16 protein-coding genes are annotated in these 17,586 nt (G+C 49.4%); all 16 read left to right on the top strand.

All coding sequences use genetic code 11. The features are described from left to right. The first annotated feature begins 20 nt into the window (after positions 1-20). The 16 genes from N530_RS0105025 to N530_RS0104950 all read left to right on the top strand — a co-directional run bounded on the left by N530_RS0105025 (position 21) and on the right by N530_RS0104950 (position 17,547). Positions 21-650: an NADH-quinone oxidoreductase subunit C gene (locus tag N530_RS0105025; protein ID WP_026479810.1), complete on the top strand. Its 630-nt coding sequence runs from the start codon at positions 21-23 to the stop codon at positions 648-650. 26 nt (positions 651-676) lie between these two features. Next, positions 677-1,096 (top strand): hypothetical protein, encoded by a 420-nt coding sequence (locus N530_RS0105020; protein WP_162150935.1) that lies wholly within the window; start codon positions 677-679, stop codon positions 1,094-1,096. A gap of 3 nt (positions 1,097-1,099) precedes the next feature. Continuing rightward, positions 1,100-2,290 carry an NADH-quinone oxidoreductase subunit D gene (locus tag N530_RS0105015; protein WP_018687647.1) on the top strand — a complete coding sequence of 397 codons (1,191 nt, stop codon included), beginning with the start codon at positions 1,100-1,102 and terminating at the stop codon, positions 2,288-2,290. After that, a complete protein-coding gene (locus tag N530_RS0105010) occupies positions 2,290-3,459 on the top strand; it encodes an NADH-quinone oxidoreductase subunit E (RefSeq protein ID WP_026479808.1) in 1,170 nt (389 codons plus the stop codon). The genes N530_RS0105015 and N530_RS0105010 overlap by 1 nt, the downstream gene beginning before the upstream one ends. 9 nt (positions 3,460-3,468) lie before the next feature. Continuing rightward, complete coding sequence (gene nuoF / locus N530_RS0105005) at positions 3,469-4,773, top strand: NADH-quinone oxidoreductase subunit NuoF (protein ID WP_018687649.1); 1,305 nt, start codon at positions 3,469-3,471, stop codon at positions 4,771-4,773. After that, the gene (locus tag N530_RS0105000; RefSeq protein ID WP_155851919.1) at positions 4,770-5,168 is read left to right on the top strand and encodes a hypothetical protein; all 399 of its coding nucleotides are present in this window, start codon (positions 4,770-4,772) and stop codon (positions 5,166-5,168) included. The genes nuoF and N530_RS0105000 overlap by 4 nt, the downstream gene beginning before the upstream one ends. Positions 5,169-5,376: 208 nt before the next feature. Next, positions 5,377-7,464, top strand: coding sequence for an NADH-quinone oxidoreductase subunit NuoG (gene nuoG / locus N530_RS0104995; RefSeq protein ID WP_026479806.1), 2,088 nt, complete (start codon positions 5,377-5,379; stop codon positions 7,462-7,464). 31 nt (positions 7,465-7,495) lie between these two features. Continuing rightward, positions 7,496-8,530, top strand: coding sequence for an NADH-quinone oxidoreductase subunit NuoH (gene nuoH, locus N530_RS0104990; RefSeq protein WP_018687652.1), 1,035 nt, complete (start codon positions 7,496-7,498; stop codon positions 8,528-8,530). An 18-nt stretch (positions 8,531-8,548) separates the two neighbouring features. Then, entirely contained in the window at positions 8,549-9,040 is a 492-nt protein-coding gene (gene nuoI / locus N530_RS0104985; RefSeq protein WP_018687653.1) for an NADH-quinone oxidoreductase subunit NuoI, read from the top strand. A gap of 89 nt (positions 9,041-9,129) precedes the next feature. Then, the gene (locus N530_RS0104980; protein WP_026317150.1) at positions 9,130-9,753 is read left to right on the top strand and encodes an NADH-quinone oxidoreductase subunit J; all 624 of its coding nucleotides are present in this window, start codon (positions 9,130-9,132) and stop codon (positions 9,751-9,753) included. A 4-nt stretch (positions 9,754-9,757) separates the two neighbouring features. Further along, the gene (gene nuoK / locus N530_RS0104975; protein WP_018687655.1) at positions 9,758-10,066 is read left to right on the top strand and encodes an NADH-quinone oxidoreductase subunit NuoK; all 309 of its coding nucleotides are present in this window, start codon (positions 9,758-9,760) and stop codon (positions 10,064-10,066) included. 8 nt (positions 10,067-10,074) lie between these two features. Further along, positions 10,075-12,066, top strand: coding sequence for an NADH-quinone oxidoreductase subunit L (gene nuoL, locus N530_RS0104970; protein WP_026479805.1), 1,992 nt, complete (start codon positions 10,075-10,077; stop codon positions 12,064-12,066). Beyond that, positions 12,066-13,586: an NADH-quinone oxidoreductase subunit M gene (locus N530_RS0104965; protein WP_026479804.1), complete on the top strand. Its 1,521-nt coding sequence runs from the start codon at positions 12,066-12,068 to the stop codon at positions 13,584-13,586. Before nuoL ends, N530_RS0104965 begins: the two co-directional genes overlap by 1 nt. A 13-nt stretch (positions 13,587-13,599) precedes the next feature. Continuing rightward, positions 13,600-15,045, top strand: a complete 1,446-nt coding sequence (gene nuoN, locus N530_RS0104960; protein WP_018687658.1) for an NADH-quinone oxidoreductase subunit NuoN — start codon at positions 13,600-13,602, stop codon at positions 15,043-15,045. A 3-nt stretch (positions 15,046-15,048) separates the two neighbouring features. After that, positions 15,049-15,822, top strand: a complete 774-nt coding sequence (locus N530_RS0104955; RefSeq protein WP_051540768.1) for a biotin--[acetyl-CoA-carboxylase] ligase — start codon at positions 15,049-15,051, stop codon at positions 15,820-15,822. 39 nt (positions 15,823-15,861) lie between these two features. After that, positions 15,862-17,547 carry a ribonuclease J gene (locus tag N530_RS0104950; protein ID WP_026479802.1) on the top strand — a complete coding sequence of 562 codons (1,686 nt, stop codon included), beginning with the start codon at positions 15,862-15,864 and terminating at the stop codon, positions 17,545-17,547. Positions 17,548-17,586: the final 39 nt, after the last annotated feature.

Below are 17,586 nucleotides of genomic sequence, written 5' to 3'. Positions count from 1 at the left end.
TGAGGGGCAGGGGAAATAAGATGGCAACATCAACGAAACAAAATGCGCAAGACGCTTTGCAGGATTTGACAAGCACCGTCAGCGACGGCTTGGGCAATATTGACCATTCGCTCTCAATTTCTTTTGGCGAATTGACTGTGAATGTCGCAGCAGAGGACATTTCAGCGACACTCAAAGTGTTGCGCGATGATGTGCAGATGAAATTCATCTCTTTCATTGATATGTGCGGCGTTGACTATCCAGCACGCGCAAAACGCTTTGATGTTGTGTATCATTTGATGAGCCCAACATTGAACCAGCGTATTCGCGTTAAAGCGCAGACCGATGAAGATACGCCTATCGCAAGCGTGACAGATGTTTTTCCCGGTGCAAATTGGTTCGAACGCGAAGCATACGACATGTATGGCATCTTGTTCACAGGCCACCCAGATTTGCGTCGCTTGTTGACAGATTATGGCTTTGAAGGTCATCCATTGCGCAAAGACTTCCCGCTGACTGGCTTTGTGGAAGTGCGTTATGATGACGAAACAAAACGCGTTGTTTATGAGCCTGTTCATTTGCGCCAAGAATTCCGTGACTTTGATTTTCTTTCTCCTTGGGAAGGCGCAGAATATGTGCTTCCGGGTGATGAAAAGGCAGAAAGCAAGTGATGAAGGGGCGCGTAAGCATAACACTAATGGTTGGCGCTGCTGCTCTTCTTAGCGCGCATGCTGCATCTGCACGAGAAGTGCCGAGCTGTAGCTATACAATTAGTGCTGCCAATATTCTTCAATTGGCCAATGGTGCTTTGCCTGAGGGCGCTACCGAAGACAGTGCTGGCGATTGCGTGATGCAATTGCAAAAGACTGCGCTTGATGATGAGATTGCGCTAACGACTTGCCCATCGCATTTTCAGATTAGAACAGAAAACAAGTCTGCATTTAATTTATTGGTGACGCTTCCTGTGCAAAAAGCTGACAGCGAATACGGTAAGAAATACGCTGAGGACCGAGACAGATTGCGTAAATCATTTTCATTGGCTGGATGCGACAAACGCGTTGAAACTTACTTCTCATTTTCTAAAGACAATTCCACTTTTATAGAGCGGGTCCAATAGACCATGACCGAACATAACGTCAGAAACTTCAACATCAACTTTGGCCCGCAGCACCCTGCGGCGCACGGCGTTTTGCGCCTTGTTCTTGAGTTGGATGGTGAAATCTGTGAGCGCATCGATCCGCATATCGGTCTGCTTCACCGTGGCACTGAAAAGCTGATCGAGCACAAAACCTATCTACAGGCTGTGCCATATTTTGACCGCCTCGATTATGTTGCGCCGATGAATCAGGAGCATGCTTTCGCGCTTGCTGTTGAAAGACTTGCTGGCATTGAAGTGCCGCGCCGTGGCCAGTTGATTCGTGTTCTATATTCAGAAATCGGCCGCATCTTGTCGCATATGCTGAATATCACAACGCAGGCGCTTGATGTTGGCGCGTTGACACCGCCGCTCTGGGGCTTTGAAGAGCGCGAAAAACTGATGATGTTTTATGAGCGCGCTTGTGGTGCACGTTTGCACGCCGCTTATTTCCGCCCAGGCGGTGTTCATCAGGATTTGCCAGAACAATTGGTGCGCGATATTGGCGACTGGATTGACCCATTCTTGGGCGTTGTCAAAGAAATCGATGGCCTTTTGACCAACAACCGAATCTTCAAACAGCGTAACGTTGATATTGGCGTTGTTGCACTTGAAGATGCGTGGGCTTGGGGCTTTTCTGGCGTCATGGTGCGCGGCTCTGGTGCAAAATGGGATTTGCGCAAAAGCCAGCCTTATGAATGTTACGATGAGATGAAGTTCGATATTCCAATCGGCAAAAATGGCGATTGTTATGACCGCTATCTCATCCGCATGGAAGAAATGCGCCAGTCTGCTGAAATCATGCGCCAATGCGTTGAAAAGCTGCTTGCGCCTGAAGGCCAAGGGCCAATTTCTTCGACAGACGGTAAAATGGTGCCGCCAAAACGCGGCGAAATGAAGCGCTCAATGGAAGCATTGATCCACCATTTCAAACTATACACTGAAGGCTATAAAGTGCCTGAAGGTGAAGTTTACGCAGCTGTTGAAGCACCGAAAGGCGAGTTCGGCGTTTATGTCGTATCTGATGGTACGAACAAGCCTTATCGTTGTAAGGTGCGTGCACCGGGCTTTGCCCATCTTCAAGCAATGGATTTCCTATGCCGCGGCCATATGCTCGCGGATGTATCTGCCGTGCTTGGTTCTCTTGATATCGTATTTGGTGAGGTGGACCGCTAATGTCCGTTCGTCGTTTAGCAGAAGATGCTGTCCAGCCTGAAGGCTTTAAGTTTAACCGTGCGCTTGGCGCGGAAGCGAAAGTCTGGATTAAAAAATACCCGAAAGGCCGTGAACAATCGGCTGTGATACCTTTGCTTATGCTTGCGCAAGAGCAAGAGGGCTGGGTGACTAAAGCATCCATCGAACATATTGCAGAAATGTTGAATATGCCGCTCATCCGCGTGATGGAAGTGGCTACATTCTATACGCAGTTCATGCTTCAGCCTGTTGGTACGAAAGCGCACATTCAAGTGTGCGGCACAACGCCATGCATGTTGCGCGGTTCTGAAGAGCTGATGGCTGTTTGTAAGTCAAAAATCAGCCCTAACCAGTTTGAACTCAACGAAGAGGGAACTCTTTCTTGGGAAGAGGTGGAATGTCAGGGCGCTTGTGTGAATGCACCAATGGTCATGGTGTTCAAAGACACTTATGAAGATTTGACGCCAGAGCGGCTTGAAGAAATCATTGACGCATTTGAAGCCGGCAATGGTGACAGCATTAAACCGGGCCCGCAGATCGACCGTATTTTCTCTGCGCCTGCTGGCGGTTTGACAACATTGAACGGCAAACCTGTTGGTAAAAGCGCGAAAGCGGCCAATAGCAATGCTAAGGAAAAAACCGCTAAAGCAGCGGATAAGCCAACACGGGCAGCCAAGCCAAAGCAGAGCACATCGCTTTCTGATGGAACTGTCAAAAGCCCGAAAGAAAATCGCGTATCAGCTGATTCAGTTTCTGCAAAGAATGCTGCACCAGCGCCAGGTACTGCGAAAAAAGCGGCAGCTGCTGAAACAACAACAGCGAAAAAGCCTGCGACCAAGAGTTCTGCTGCAAAGAAACCGGCAGCGGCGAAAGCAGCTGGTCCTGAACGTCTTTCTGCGCCGCAAGGTGCCGCAGACGATTTGAAACTGATTTCAGGTGTTGGCCCTAAATTAGAGCAAACATTGAATGGTCTCGGCTTCTGGCATTTCAGCCAGATTGCAAAATGGAAAAAATCCGACGTTGCGATTGTAGATGATGAGCTTTCATTCAAAGGCCGCATCGAGCGTGACGACTGGATAAAACAAGCCAAGGCTTTGGCCAAAGGCGGCGAAGCAGAATACATCAAAGTATTCGGCAAGAAACCGCGATAGGATAGCAAGATGCTGCAAGATAAAGACCGCATTTTCACAAATATCTATGGCGTGCACGACAAGTCGCTTAAAGGCGCAATGTCACGCGGCCATTGGGATGGTACAAAGGCGCTGGTCCAAAAGGGCCGCGACTGGATCATTAATGAGATGAAAGCCTCTGGCCTTCGCGGACGCGGCGGTGCTGGCTTCCCAACAGGTCTCAAATGGTCGTTCATGCCGAAGGAAGTGGGCGAACGCCCGCATTATCTGGTCGTCAATGCTGACGAATCTGAGCCAGGCACATGTAAAGACCGCGATATTATGCGCCACGATCCGCACACGCTGATCGAAGGCTGCTTGCTGGCATCATTCGCCATGAATGCGCATGTCGCTTATATTTATGTGCGCGGCGAATATATTCGCGAGCGCTATGCGCTACAGGCTGCGATTGACGAATGTTATGATGCGGGACTTCTGGGCAAAAACAACAAATGCGGCTGGGACATGGATGTTTATGTGCACCATGGCGCAGGCGCTTATATTTGCGGTGAAGAGACAGCGCTTTTGGAAAGCCTTGAAGGCAAAAAAGGCCAGCCGCGCCTCAAGCCTCCATTTCCAGCCAATGTTGGCCTTTATGGTTGTCCAACAACTGTGAACAATGTTGAATCAATTGCTGTTGCGCCGACTATTTTGCGCCGCGGCGGTGGCTGGTTCGCTTCCTTCGGTAAGGAAAACAACACAGGCACAAAGCTTTTCTGTGTGTCTGGCCATGTTAATCAGCCAGCCACATTTGAAGAAGAAATGTCGGTTCCTTTCAAGGAATTGATTGATCGTCATTGCGGCGGTATTCGCGGCGGATGGGATAACCTTATGTGTGTTATTCCGGGCGGTTCATCCGTACCGCTGGTTCCTGCAGAACAAATCATTGATTGCCCAATGGATTTTGATTCGTTGCGCGCTTTACAGTCTGGTCTTGGTACTGCGGCTGTAATCGTGATGGATAAATCAACAGACATCGTCAAAGCGATTGCGCGTCTTGCTTATTTCTACAAACACGAAAGCTGCGGCCAATGTACGCCGTGCCGTGAAGGCACAGGCTGGATGTGGCGTGTTATGGAGCGTATGGTCGCAGGCAATGCGCAGAAGCGTGAAATCGACATGTTGCTGGATGTGACAAAACAGATCGAAGGCCACACAATTTGTGCGCTTGGTGATGCGGCTGCATGGCCAATTCAAGGTCTTATCCGTCACTACCGTCCTGAAATTGAGCGCCGTATTGATGAGTTCTCTCACAATGCACATCAGGTGCAGCCCGTAATGGTAGCGGCAGAATGATGCGTAATTCTGCATTTGCATTAATCGGTCTTGTTGCGCTTGGTGCTTGTTCATCAAGCGGGGGAACGACAACGGCATCAACGTCTGCGTCTGCTTCATCGGAAACATCGTCTTTCCAGATGGATGTCACAGATATCGATTATGGTTCGATTGTATCGAATAACCGTTTTCTGGTGAGCTATTCTTTTCCAGATAGCCGTGGCCGTTTTGCTGTAATGTCATCGGCACAATCTGGTGCGTCAGAACCTGTTGATGATTCCAGTGAATTTAAAGCCGTCAATGATGATGTTGCTAAATCAATCATTTGCAAAGACGGTTTAACAAAATTGGGCTCACGCCCAACCTATGTGGTCGCTGATCGCGCATATCAATCAACATATGCGTGTGCGGGATAAAGACGTTAAAACAGGCAATATGCCTGCGACTAACTAAAGTGTATGGGCAGTCAATGATTGCTAGGCGCGAAAAATGGCTGGTAACAGTCACAAAGAACAGATGGACGTGCATTAGAGGCGACTAAGGTCTTTACCGCACGGCCTAGCGGTGGTTAAACGCCGAAGATATAACTGCGCTGTGCATGAGCGAAAAGAACGGAAGATACCGATGACGAAAGTCAAAGTTGACGGCAACGAAATAGAGGTTCCAGACCACTACACGATCTTGCAGGCGTGTGAGGAGGCTGGTGCCGAGATTCCTCGTTTTTGTTACCACGAGCGTCTGTCGATTGCTGGTAACTGCCGTATGTGTCTTGTTGAAGTAAAGGGCGGCCCACCAAAGCCGACTGCTTCATGTGCAATGGGTGTTAAAGATCTGCGCCCTGGACCAGAAGGTCAGCCACCTGAAATTTTCACCAACACGCCAATGGTTAAAAAGGCCCGCGAAGGCGTGATGGAATTCCTGCTTATCAACCACCCACTTGATTGCCCAATCTGCGATCAGGGCGGCGAGTGCGATCTTCAAGATCAGGCAATGGCTTACGGTGTTGATTCGTCGCGTTTTCAAGAAAACAAACGCGCTGTTGAAGATAAATATATTGGCCCGCTCGTAAAAACGATCATGACACGCTGCATTCACTGCACGCGCTGCGTTCGCTTTACGACAGAAGTTGCTGGTATTTCTGAACTTGGATTGCTTGGCCGCGGCGAAGATGCTGAGATCACAACCTATCTTGAAAAAGCCATGACATCTGAGCTTCAGGGCAATGTCATCGATCTTTGTCCCGTTGGCGCTTTGACGTCAAAACCATATGCGTTTCAGGCGCGCCCTTGGGAATTGTCTAAAACCGAATCTATTGATGTGATGGATGCTGTTGGCTCTGCTATCCGCGTTGATACGCGCGGCCGTGAAGTGATGCGCATTATGCCGCGCATCAATGAAGCGGTGAACGAAGAGTGGATTTCAGACAAAACACGCTTTGTCTGGGATGGTTTGCGCACACAGCGCCTTGACCGCCCATTCGTGCGCGATGCCAGCGGTAAGCTGAAGCCTGCCACATGGCCGCAAGCTTTTGCTGCTGTCAAATCTGCATTGGACGGCAAGTCTGGTAATCAGATTGCTTCAATCGCTGGCGATATGGCTGGTGTTGAAGAAATGTATGCGATGAAAGAATTGCTCGCATCGCTCGGCTCAACAAGCGTTGATTGCCGCCAAGATGGTGCTGCGCTTAATCCAGCACTTGGCCGCTCTTCTTATATCTTCAATCCAACGATTGAAGGCATTGAAGACGCAGATGCTGTGCTTATCATTGGCTCCAATCCACGCTTTGAAGCGTCAGTGCTCAATGCGCGTATTCGTAAAGCATACCGTGCAAGCGGCATGAAAATTGGCGTTATCGGCGATATGGGCGACCTTCGCTATGATTACGAAATGCTTGGCGCTGGACCAGAAACGCTCAAAGAGCTTGTTGATGGTACAAACAAATTTGCTGGTGTTTTAAAACGCGCTAAAAAGCCGATGATCATCATCGGGCAGGGCGCTCTGGCGCGCGGTGATGGTGCAGCCGTTCTGGCCAATGCTGCCAAACTTGCGGATGCAACAGGCGTTGTTAAAGGCGCGTGGAACGGCTTTGCTGTTCTTCATACAGCTGCTGCACGTGTTGGCGGCTTGGACCTTGGGTTCGTGCCATCAGGCGAGGGTATGGACGCTATGACTGCGGTTAAAGACGCAGATGTGTTGTTCCTTCTTGGTGCCGATGAATTGGATTTGCGTAGCCGTAAGGCTGGCGCGACAACCATTTATATCGGCACACATGGCGACATTGGTGCGCATCATGCAGATATCATTTTGCCTGCTGCGACTTACACTGAAAAGTCAGCTACATATGTGAACACAGAAGGCCGCGTTCAGATGACAAATCGTGCTGGATTTGCGCCGGGCGAAGCAAAAGAAGATTGGGCTATCTTGCGTGCCCTTTCTGATGTGCTGGGCCAGCGCCTTCCATTCGACTCACTGGCGCAACTACGTGCCAAACTTTACGAAACGCATCCGCATTTTGCGGCAATTGATGCAATTGAAGCCGGTGATCCTGCTGTAATTGCACAATTAGCCAAGAAAGGTGGGCGTTTGGGCAAATCTGCATTTGCATCCAACGTGAAAGACTTTTATTTGACCAACCCAATCGCCCGTGCTTCTGCGGTGATGGCAGAATGCTCAAGCTTAGCCATTAAGGGCTTTGCTGAGGCAGCAGAGTAGAGCACGGAACCGGTAAATTGGACTTAAACTGATGTTTGAAGACTACATATTTCCAGGTCTGATCATTTTGCTCCAGAGCGTTGTGCTTCTGGTGGCATTGCTGATCTTTACCGCGTTCATACTTTATGCTGACCGTAAGGTCTGGGCTGCTGTCATGTCGCGTAGAGGCCCAAACGTTGTTGGCCCCTTTGGATTGTTGCAATCATTTGCCGACCTTTTGAAATTTGTCATTAAAGAGCCGATCATTCCATCGGGCTCGAACAAAGGCATCTTTCTGCTGGCGCCTTTGATTTCATCAGCACTCGCTTTGGCTGGCTGGGCCGTTATTCCAGTAAGTGAAGGGTGGGCAATCGCATCCATCAATGTCGGCATCCTGTTTGTCTTCGCGGTATCATCGCTGGAAGTCTATGGCGTCATTATGGCGGGCTGGGCATCAAACTCTAAATATCCATTCCTTGGTGCGTTGCGCTCGGCTGCGCAGATGGTCTCTTACGAAGTCTCAATTGGTTTCGTGATCGTGACCGTGCTTCTGTGTGTTGGCTCGCTCAACATGACAGACATTGTTTTGAGCCAGAAAGACGGCCTTGGAACGCATCTCGGATTGACGAACTCACTGCTTGATTGGCATTGGCTTGGCCTATTCCCAATGTTCGTGATCTTTTTCATCTCGGCATTGGCTGAAACCAACCGTCCACCATTTGACCTTGTTGAAGCTGAATCTGAGCTCGTTGCCGGTCACATGATCGAATATTCTTCAACGCCATATCTTTTGTTTATGCTGGGCGAATATATCGCGATCCTGTTGATGTGCGCGCTAACAGTCATCCTGTTCTTGGGCGGATGGTTGCCACCGATTGATGTTGCACCGCTTAACTGGATACCGGGTGTATTCTGGTTCATCTTTAAGATCTGCATGGTGTTCTTCATGTTCGCTATGGTCAAAACAATCGTACCGCGTTACCGCTACGACCAATTGATGCGCCTAGGCTGGAAAGTGTTCTTGCCAATTTCACTCTTCATGGTGGTTGCGACAGCATCATTCTTGAAATTCACCGGTTTGGCATAAGGGAAGGGACAACACGCTATGAGCACGATCGCACAAGCTGCAAAATCACTTCTTTTGCTGGAATTCATTTCTGCATTCGGTTTGGCCATGAAGCGCTTCTTTGCGCCGAAGGCCACATTGAACTATCCGCATGAAAAAGGCCGTTTAAGCCCACGTTTTCGCGGTGAACATGCACTGCGCCGTTATCCAAACGGTGAAGAGCGCTGCATCGCCTGTAAATTGTGTGAGGCGATCTGCCCAGCACAGGCAATTACCATTGAAGCTGGCCCGCGCCGCAATGACGGTACACGCCGTACCGTGCGCTACGACATTGATATGGTGAAATGCATCTATTGCGGTTTCTGTCAGGAAGCCTGTCCAGTGGATGCAATTGTTGAGGGACCGAATTTCGAATTCGCGACCGAAACACGTGAAGAACTATACTACGACAAAGACAAACTTCTGGCGAATGGAGATCGGTGGGAGCGCGAAATTGCGCGCAACATCGCACTCGACTCGCCGTATCGATAATTTTAATCGTTCTGTCATCGCAAGATGGCAGAGCACACATCCTGACTGAAATCTCAGCAGGATAACAAAGGATTTCGGGGGAACCGATGCTGTTGACCGGACTTGGCGCGGCCTTCTTTTATTTGTTCGCATTTGTAGCTATCGCGTCTGCCGTGATGGTTATTTCTGCGCGCAATCCGGTACATTCCGTGCTGTACCTCATTTTGACCTTCTTCAATGCGGCGGCATTGTTCATTCTCACAGGGGCCGAATTTCTCGGCATGATCCTGTTGGTGGTCTATATCGGCGCGGTTGCAGTACTGTTCCTGTTTGTTGTTATGATGCTGGATGTTGATTTTGCATCTATGAAGCGTGGCGCACTCGATTATGCACCCATTGGTGCCATGGTCGGTATTGTGCTGGCATCTGAACTATTGATCGTGCTTGGCGCTCAGTTCATTGGCGTGGGGCAACCTGGCAGTGTCGCTTCACCGACACCGGACCCGTTAGTGCGTACCAATACGGCGGCGCTCGGCGATATTATTTATACCGACTATGTCTTCTTCTTCCAGATTGCCGGCTTGGTGCTTTTGGTTGCTATGATTGGCGCGATTGTGCTGACGCTGCGTCCAACACGTCCTGGTGTTAAGCGCCAGAACATGGGCCAGCAGGTTGCACGTAAAGTGGAAGACTCGATTGAAATTGTCGAAGTCGAAACAGGCAAGGGGCTTTGATCTAATGGAAATTACGATTTCTCATTATCTCGTCGTGTCAGCGCTACTGCTGGTCATTGGGATATTCGGCATTTTCCTCAATAAGAAGAACGTCATTGTTATCTTGATGTCTGTTGAGTTGATCTTGCTTGCTGTCAATCTGAACTTCGTGGCCTTTTCTGCGCATTTGCAGGATATGGTCGGCCAAGTTTTCGCACTATTCGTTTTGACCGTTGCTGCTGCTGAAGCGGCTATCGGTTTGGCTATCCTCGTTGTCTTCTACCGGAACCGTGGTTCCATCGCGGTTGAAGACGTCAACATGATGAAAGGCTGATTGGACCCATGTATCACGCCATCGTCTTTCTCCCGTTACTCGGCGCTATCGTTGCCGGCTTTGGCGGCCGTGCTATCGGTGCCAAAGCTTCGGAATATGTAACCAGCGGCTTTATGGTTATTGCCGCAGTCCTTTCGTGGATTGCGTTTTTAACTGTTGCTATGGCCCATGAGGATCATTCAACCACTGTTCAAATTATGCGCTGGATTCAGGTCGGTTCGCTTGATGTGAACTGGGCTTTCCGCATCGACACGCTAACTGCTGTTATGCTGGTGGTTGTGAACACGGTTTCGACCCTCGTTCACATCTATTCTATCGGTTACATGCACCACGATCCGCACCGTCCGCGTTTCTTTGCTTATCTTTCACTTTTCACATTCGCGATGCTTATGCTCGTAACATCTGATAACCTTGTTCAGATGTTCTTCGGATGGGAAGGCGTTGGTCTAGCGTCATATCTGCTCATTGGCTTCTGGTTCAAAAAACCTTCAGCGAACTCTGCTGCAATGAAGGCATTTATCGTCAACCGCGTGGGTGACTTTGGTTTTGCTCTCGGTATCTTTGGCGTATTCGTGCTGTTCGGTTCTGTGAATTTCGACACGATTTTTGCAAATGCTGCGACTTATCTGCCAGCAGAAGGCGCGGAGGGAAGCACAGACACTGTGCTAACATTCCTTGGCTATTCATTGGATAAATCACACGCCGTAACAGTGGTGTGCTTGCTGTTGTTCATGGGCGCTATGGGTAAGTCTGCGCAATTCTTGCTGCACACATGGCTACCAGATGCGATGGAAGGCCCGACACCTGTGTCTGCGCTAATCCATGCTGCGACCATGGTTACAGCTGGCGTGTTCCTTGTCGCGCGTATGTCACCAGTCTTTGAACTGTCGCAAACAGCACTCACATTTGTTGTCATCATTGGCGCAACCACTGCATTCTTTGCAGCAACGGTTGGTCTTGTTCAAAACGACATCAAGCGCGTGATTGCTTATTCAACCTGTTCGCAGCTTGGTTACATGTTTGTGGCATTGGGCCTTGGCGCTTATGGCGCAGCGGTATTCCACCTCTTCACACATGCTTTCTTTAAAGCCTTGTTGTTCCTTGGTGCCGGTTCAGTCATTCACGCTGTGTCTGATGAGCAGGATATGCGCCGTATGGGCGGTTTGCGTAAACTCATTCCAACAACATACTGGATGATGGTTATCGGTACTGTTGCGCTCACAGGCGTTGGCATTCCAGGTACATTGCTTGGAACAGCCGGTTTCTTCTCTAAAGATGCCATCATTGAAAGTGCGTTCGTTGCACAAAACCCTGCTGCCGGTTATGCATTCGTGATGTTGGTTGTGGCTGCGCTATTCACCAGCTTCTACTCATGGCGACTGATCTTCATGACATTCCACGGCAAACCGCGTGCAACGGCTGATGTGATGCATCATGTGCATGACTCACCGCCAGTCATGCTCGTGCCATTGTTCATCTTGGCTGTTGGCGCACTATTGGCTGGCTTTGTCTTCCATGATTACTTCTTCGGCCACCACTATGCTGAGTTCTGGAAAGGCGCTTTGTTCACCTTGCCAGATAACAACATTGTTGAAGAGTTCCACAACGTACCATTCTTGGTCAAATGGAGCGCGACAATTGTAATGTTGCTTGGTTTATTGGGTGCTTGGTATATGTATATCCGTTCGCCGCAAACGCCTGTTTCTTTGGCGCAGCAGCATAGCGGCCTATACAAATTCCTATTGAACAAATGGTATTTTGACGAGTTGTACGACTTCTTGTTCGTGCGCCCTGCAAAACGCCTTGGTTCATTCCTTTGGAAACGCGGTGACGGCTGGCTTATTGATGGGTTTGGTCCCAACAATATCGCAGCACGTGTTTCTGGCCTCGCACAGCGTGCTGTGAAGGTTCAGACCGGATTTCTTTATCATTATGCGTTCGCCATGTTGATTGGTGTCGCTGCTCTCGTGACTTGGATTATGCTTGGAGGCATCCACTAATGGACGGTATGCCAATCCTCTCGCTCGTAACTTTCCTTCCTTTGGTTGGTGTTCTTGTTATTCTGTTTATCAATGATGAAACAGAAGCGGCAAAACGCAACGTTCGGATGGTCGCGTTACTGACGACGATCTTTACATTTCTCGTATCTTTGATGATTTGGGTTGGATTTGAGAATTCAAATCCTGGCTTCCAATTTGTTGAAGAAGCTGAATGGCTCGGTGGCGGGCTAACCTACCGTATGGGTGTGGACGGCATTTCAATGTTGTTTGTCATTTTGACAACCTTCTTGATGCCTTTCTGTATCCTTGCTGGCTGGGAGAGCGTTACCAAGCGTCTTAAAGCCTACATGATTGCTTTCCTTATTTTGGAAACACTCATGATCGGCGTGTTTACTGCGCTTGATATCGTGCTGTTCTATGTCTTCTTTGAAGCGGGCCTTATACCGATGTTTATTATCATCGGTGTGTGGGGCGGGGCGCGCCGTGTTTATGCGTCTTTCAAATTCTTCCTCTACACATTGTTTGGCTCAGTGTTGATGCTGATTGCGATCATGGCAATGTATTGGGAGGCAGGCACGACTTCTATTCCGGCATTGCTGGCATATGATTTCCCACCGCAAATGCAATTCTGGCTATGGCTCGCATTCTTTGCGTCATTCGCTGTGAAAATGCCGATGTGGCCTGTCCACACTTGGTTGCCAGATGCACACGTTGAAGCGCCAACAGCCGGATCTGTTATTCTTGCTGGTGTGTTGCTAAAACTTGGCGGCTACGGTTTCATTCGCTTCTCGCTTTCCATGTTCCCAGTTGCTTCTGCTGAACTGGCTTGGCTGGTGTTTGCGCTGTCTTGTATTGCCATCATCTACACATCGCTTGTCGCGTTGATGCAGGAAGACATGAAGAAGCTGATTGCTTATTCATCTGTTGCGCATATGGGCTTTGTAACGATGGGTATCTTTACTGCCAATGAGCAGGGCTTGCAGGGCGCTATCTTCCAAATGTTGTCGCACGGCCTTGTGTCTGCTGCGCTCTTCATCTGTGTTGGTGTGATCTATGATCGTATGCACACACGTGAGATTGCAGCTTATGGCGGCCTTGTTCACAACATGCCTAAATACGCATTGGTGTTTATGCTCTTCACCATGGCCAATGTTGGCCTTCCAGGAACATCCGGCTTTGTTGGTGAATTCTTGACATTGATGGGCATGTTCCGTGCCAATACATGGTTTGCATTCTTCGCAACAAGCGGCGTGATCTTGTCTGCCTGTTATGCGCTATGGCTGTATCGCCGTGTGATATTTGGTGCATTGGAAAAAGAAAGCTTGAAAGCACTTCTCGACCTTTCAGGCCGTGAAAAAGCAATGCTTTACCCGCTGGCCGCACTGACTATTTTCTTCGGTGTATATCCAGCACCAGTCTTTGATGTGATCAGCGCTTCTGTGGATGCACTTGTCACGAATTATGATGCTGCCAATGAGGCAGCCAAAGCGGCAATGAATATTGCCCTGAACGCTAAGTAATCGGATTGCTGTCATGACAGTCGTTGAATTGACCCAAAGTTTGAACATCGCAGCGCCAGAACTGGCACTGGCGGTCGGTTCTATGGTTCTCCTGATGATCGGTGTTTTCGCGCCTAAGGATAGTGCGAATTCAACCGTAACAGGATTGGCCGTGGCGCTGTTGATTGGTGTTCTGGGCTGGATGGTGTTCTTTGACGAGCAGGGCACGGCCTTTGGCGGTGCTTTCGTTCAAGACTCATTTGCCTATTTCTTCAAAATACTCACATTGATCGGCTCAATTGTAGCGCTGGTCATGTCGGTTGGCTTTGCCCGTGAAGAAAAATTTGACCGCTTTGAGTTTCCGATTTTGATCATATTGGCAACGCTTGGCATGATGCTGATGATTTCAGCAACAAGCCTGTTGTCTCTCTATATGGCGCTCGAACTACAATCATTGGCGCTTTATGTTATTGCGGCGATTAACCGTGATAGCGCGCGTTCAACTGAAGCTGGTTTGAAGTATTTCGTACTGGGCGCTTTGTCGTCAGGCATGATGCTTTACGGTATTTCGTTGATCTATGGCTTTACGGGCCATGTCGATTTCGCATCAATTGCAGCAGCCTTGTCTGGCGAAGAACGCTCTGTCGGTCTTCTGTTCGGCCTTGTGTTCTTGCTCACAGGTCTTGCATTTAAAATTTCAGCGGTTCCATTCCATATGTGGACACCTGATGTTTATGAAGGTGCGCCAACGCCGGTAACGGCTTTCTTTGCCGGTGCGCCTAAAATGGCGGCAATGGCTATGCTCGTACGCGTTGTCACAGATGCCTTTGGCTCGGTGACAGGTGACTGGCAGCAGATCATCATCTTTATCTCGATTGCGTCTATGGTTTTGGGCGCGGTTGCAGCGATTGGCCAAAACAATATCAAACGCTTGATGGCTTATTCTTCCATCGGCCATATGGGCTATGCACTGGTTGGCTTGGCTGCGGGCACTGTCGCAGGTGTTCAAGGCGTGTTGATCTATATGGCGATCTATCTCGTGATGACGCTTGGTACATTTGCTTTCATTCTGGCTATGCGCCGCAAAGATGAGGGCAATGTCGAGAACATTTCCGATTTAGCTGGTTACGCTCAAAACAGCCCATTGCAGGCAACGGTACTGACGATCCTTATGTTCTCGCTTGCTGGTATTCCGCCGCTCGCAGGTTTCTGGGGTAAATGGTATGTGTTCTTGGCCGCGGTTGAAGCGGGTCTATACCCGCTAGCAATCATCGGTGTTGTGGCATCTGTTATTGGCGCTTTCTACTATTTGCGCATCATCAAAATCATGTGGTTTGATGAGCCAGAAGGTAAGTTCGTCTCAACGGCTGGCGAACTACGTTTGGTTATGGGGCTGTCAGGTATCTTTGTGGTTGGCTACATCGTCTTTGGTGGCCCGATTGCCGCTTATGCTGAAAATGCCGCAAAGGCGCTTTTTTAAACATTGCTTGAGCTAGCAGATAGCCAGACAATTATCGGTTTAACCGGATGGAGGGCGATCCATGTTGCCTCCACCGGTTCAACTAATGCTGATCTGATTGAACTTGCAGGTGCTGGCCATGATGTGGACAAGCTTTGGCTTTCTGCAGGTGAGCAATTGCAAGGCCGAGGCCGTCGCGGTCGAACATGGGTTTCGCCGCACGGTAATCTTCACGCTTCGCTCTATTTGCGAAATCCGGCCTCGCTCAAAGATACTGGGTTCTTCCCGCTCGTTTGTGCCGTTGCGCTGCACCGTGCCATCAGTGAAGCACTGGATGAAAAACAGTCCGAGATCAAAATAAAATGGCCCAATGACATTTTGGTTGATGGTGCTAAATGCTGCGGCATGTTGATGGAATCGGATCAGCAAAGCGGCGTTATCAATATCGTTATTGGCTGCGGGCTGAACATCGTTGCACATCCGCAAGATACGCCTTATCCGGCAATGCATCTGAATGAAAAAAATCGAGCATTAACGACGCAGGGCATGTTTCAATATTTAGCGGAAAATTTTGCAAGAACGCTGGATGAATGGAATGGCGGACGCGGCAAAGCCGCAATTCGTGACTATTGGGTGGCGCATGCGCGCGGAATAGGCCAAGCAATCATTATCAATCTTGCTAATGAACGCTTAGAGGGCGTTTTTGAAGGCATTGATGCTGACGGCTTGCTGTCGCTGCGTCTGCCTTCTGGCACAGTCAAAGAAATTTCTGCGGGTGATGTCTTCTTCCCGCTTTAGCCAAGTGAAGACAGAATTTAATAAGGTCTATCGTACTTAATGACAAAAAATAATAATGAGCTGGTATTCGTCCCGCTAGGCGGCGTTGGTGAAATCGGCATGAATTTGGCCATGTATGGATACGGGCCAGCCAATAACCGTTCGTGGATTGTCATGGATGTTGGCGTTACTTTTCCAGGGCCGGATTTACCGGGCGTGGATCTCGTGCTGCCCGACATTCGTTTCTTGGAATCCGAAAAACACAATATTAAAGCGATCATCATTACTCACGCCCATGAGGACCATTATGGTGCGTTGTTGTCGCTTTATCCGCGCATTGCACCGGGCGATAATGTGCCTGTTTATATGACGCCATTTGGCTCCGGCATGCTGGAAAGCAAGGCGGTTGGCGAAAAGAACGCACCAAAGATCAAGGTGACGACATTTGAGCAGGGCGGCTCGTTTGAGGTTGGTCCATTCAAGCTGCACGCACTGGCTGTTACACACTCAATTCCAGAGCCTGTATCCATTGCAATCACAACGCCGCTTGGCACTGTTTTGCATACGGGTGATTGGAAAAACGACATTGCGCCATCCATGGGGCCGGTAACCGACAGCAATGCCTTTACGCGCCTTGGTGATGAGGGCCTGTTGGCGCTTATCTGCGATTCGACAAATGCTATGCGTGACGGCGAAAGCCCATCCGAACAAGAAGTGTCTGAAGGTCTGCGCAAAGTCATTGAAAAGGCGACTGGCCGCGTGGCGGTCACGACTTTTTCTTCCAATGTTGGGCGTATTAAATCCATCGCACTTGCTGCTGCCGATGCTGGGCGACAAACATTATTGCTTGGCCGCTCTATGAAGCGGGTTGTCGATGTCGCCTCAGAACTTGGCTATTTGGAAGGCGTGCCAGATTTTCTTACCGAAGATGAATATGGCTATATTCCGCGCGACAAGGTTGTGATTATTTTGACAGGCTCTCAAGGAGAGAGCAGGGCAGCGCTTGCGAAACTATCACGTGATGAAATGCGTGATGTTGCGCTGAACGCAGGCGATACTGTGGTTTATTCGTCGCGTTCAATTCCAGGCAATGAAAAACCTATTCTTGAGACGAAGAACCGTCTGATTGATATGGGCATTACAATTATTGAAGATGGCCCAGATTCACTCGTTCACGTGTCTGGTCACCCGCGCCGCAATGAATTGCGCCAGATGTATAAATGGACACGCCCACAGATCGGTATTCCGGTTCACGGCGAGGCTGCACATTTAACCGCCCATGCAGCATTGATGCGTGAAAACGGTATTCAAGATGTGCTTAATGTTCGCAATGGCGATTTGGTGCGCCTTGCACCCGGTAAAGCCGAGATCATTGATGATGTGCCGCATGGCGAGATCTACAAAGACGGCACATTCATCGGGTCAGCCGACGCTGTTGGCGTGACCGAGCGCCGCCGTTTGTCGTTCGCAGGGCATGTCTCTGTGTCTGTCATTTTGGACAAAAGCAATGAATTGATGGTTGATCCTCAAGTGTCATGTTTGGGAATTCCTGCCACCGATCACAATGATAACGACATGGAAGATATCATCTATGATGCTGTTGTCAGTGCGGTTGAATCTATGCCGCGCGGCCGCCGCAAGGATCTTGATCTGATTGAGGATAGCGTTACCCGCGCAGTGCGTGGCACGGTTCGTAATATATGGGGCAAGAAACCAATCGTAACAGTGATGGTCGATAAGGTTTAAAGCAATTCCAGCAAAAGTGGACACCGGTTTTGCGTCCGG

It is taken from the genome of Ahrensia sp. 13_GOM-1096m (genome assembly GCF_000620605.1).
Lineage (GTDB): Bacteria > Pseudomonadota > Alphaproteobacteria > Rhizobiales > Rhizobiaceae > Ahrensia > Ahrensia kielensis.
Note: the sequence above shows the minus strand (reverse complement) of the source record. Positions and strands in the feature narration are given on the sequence as shown.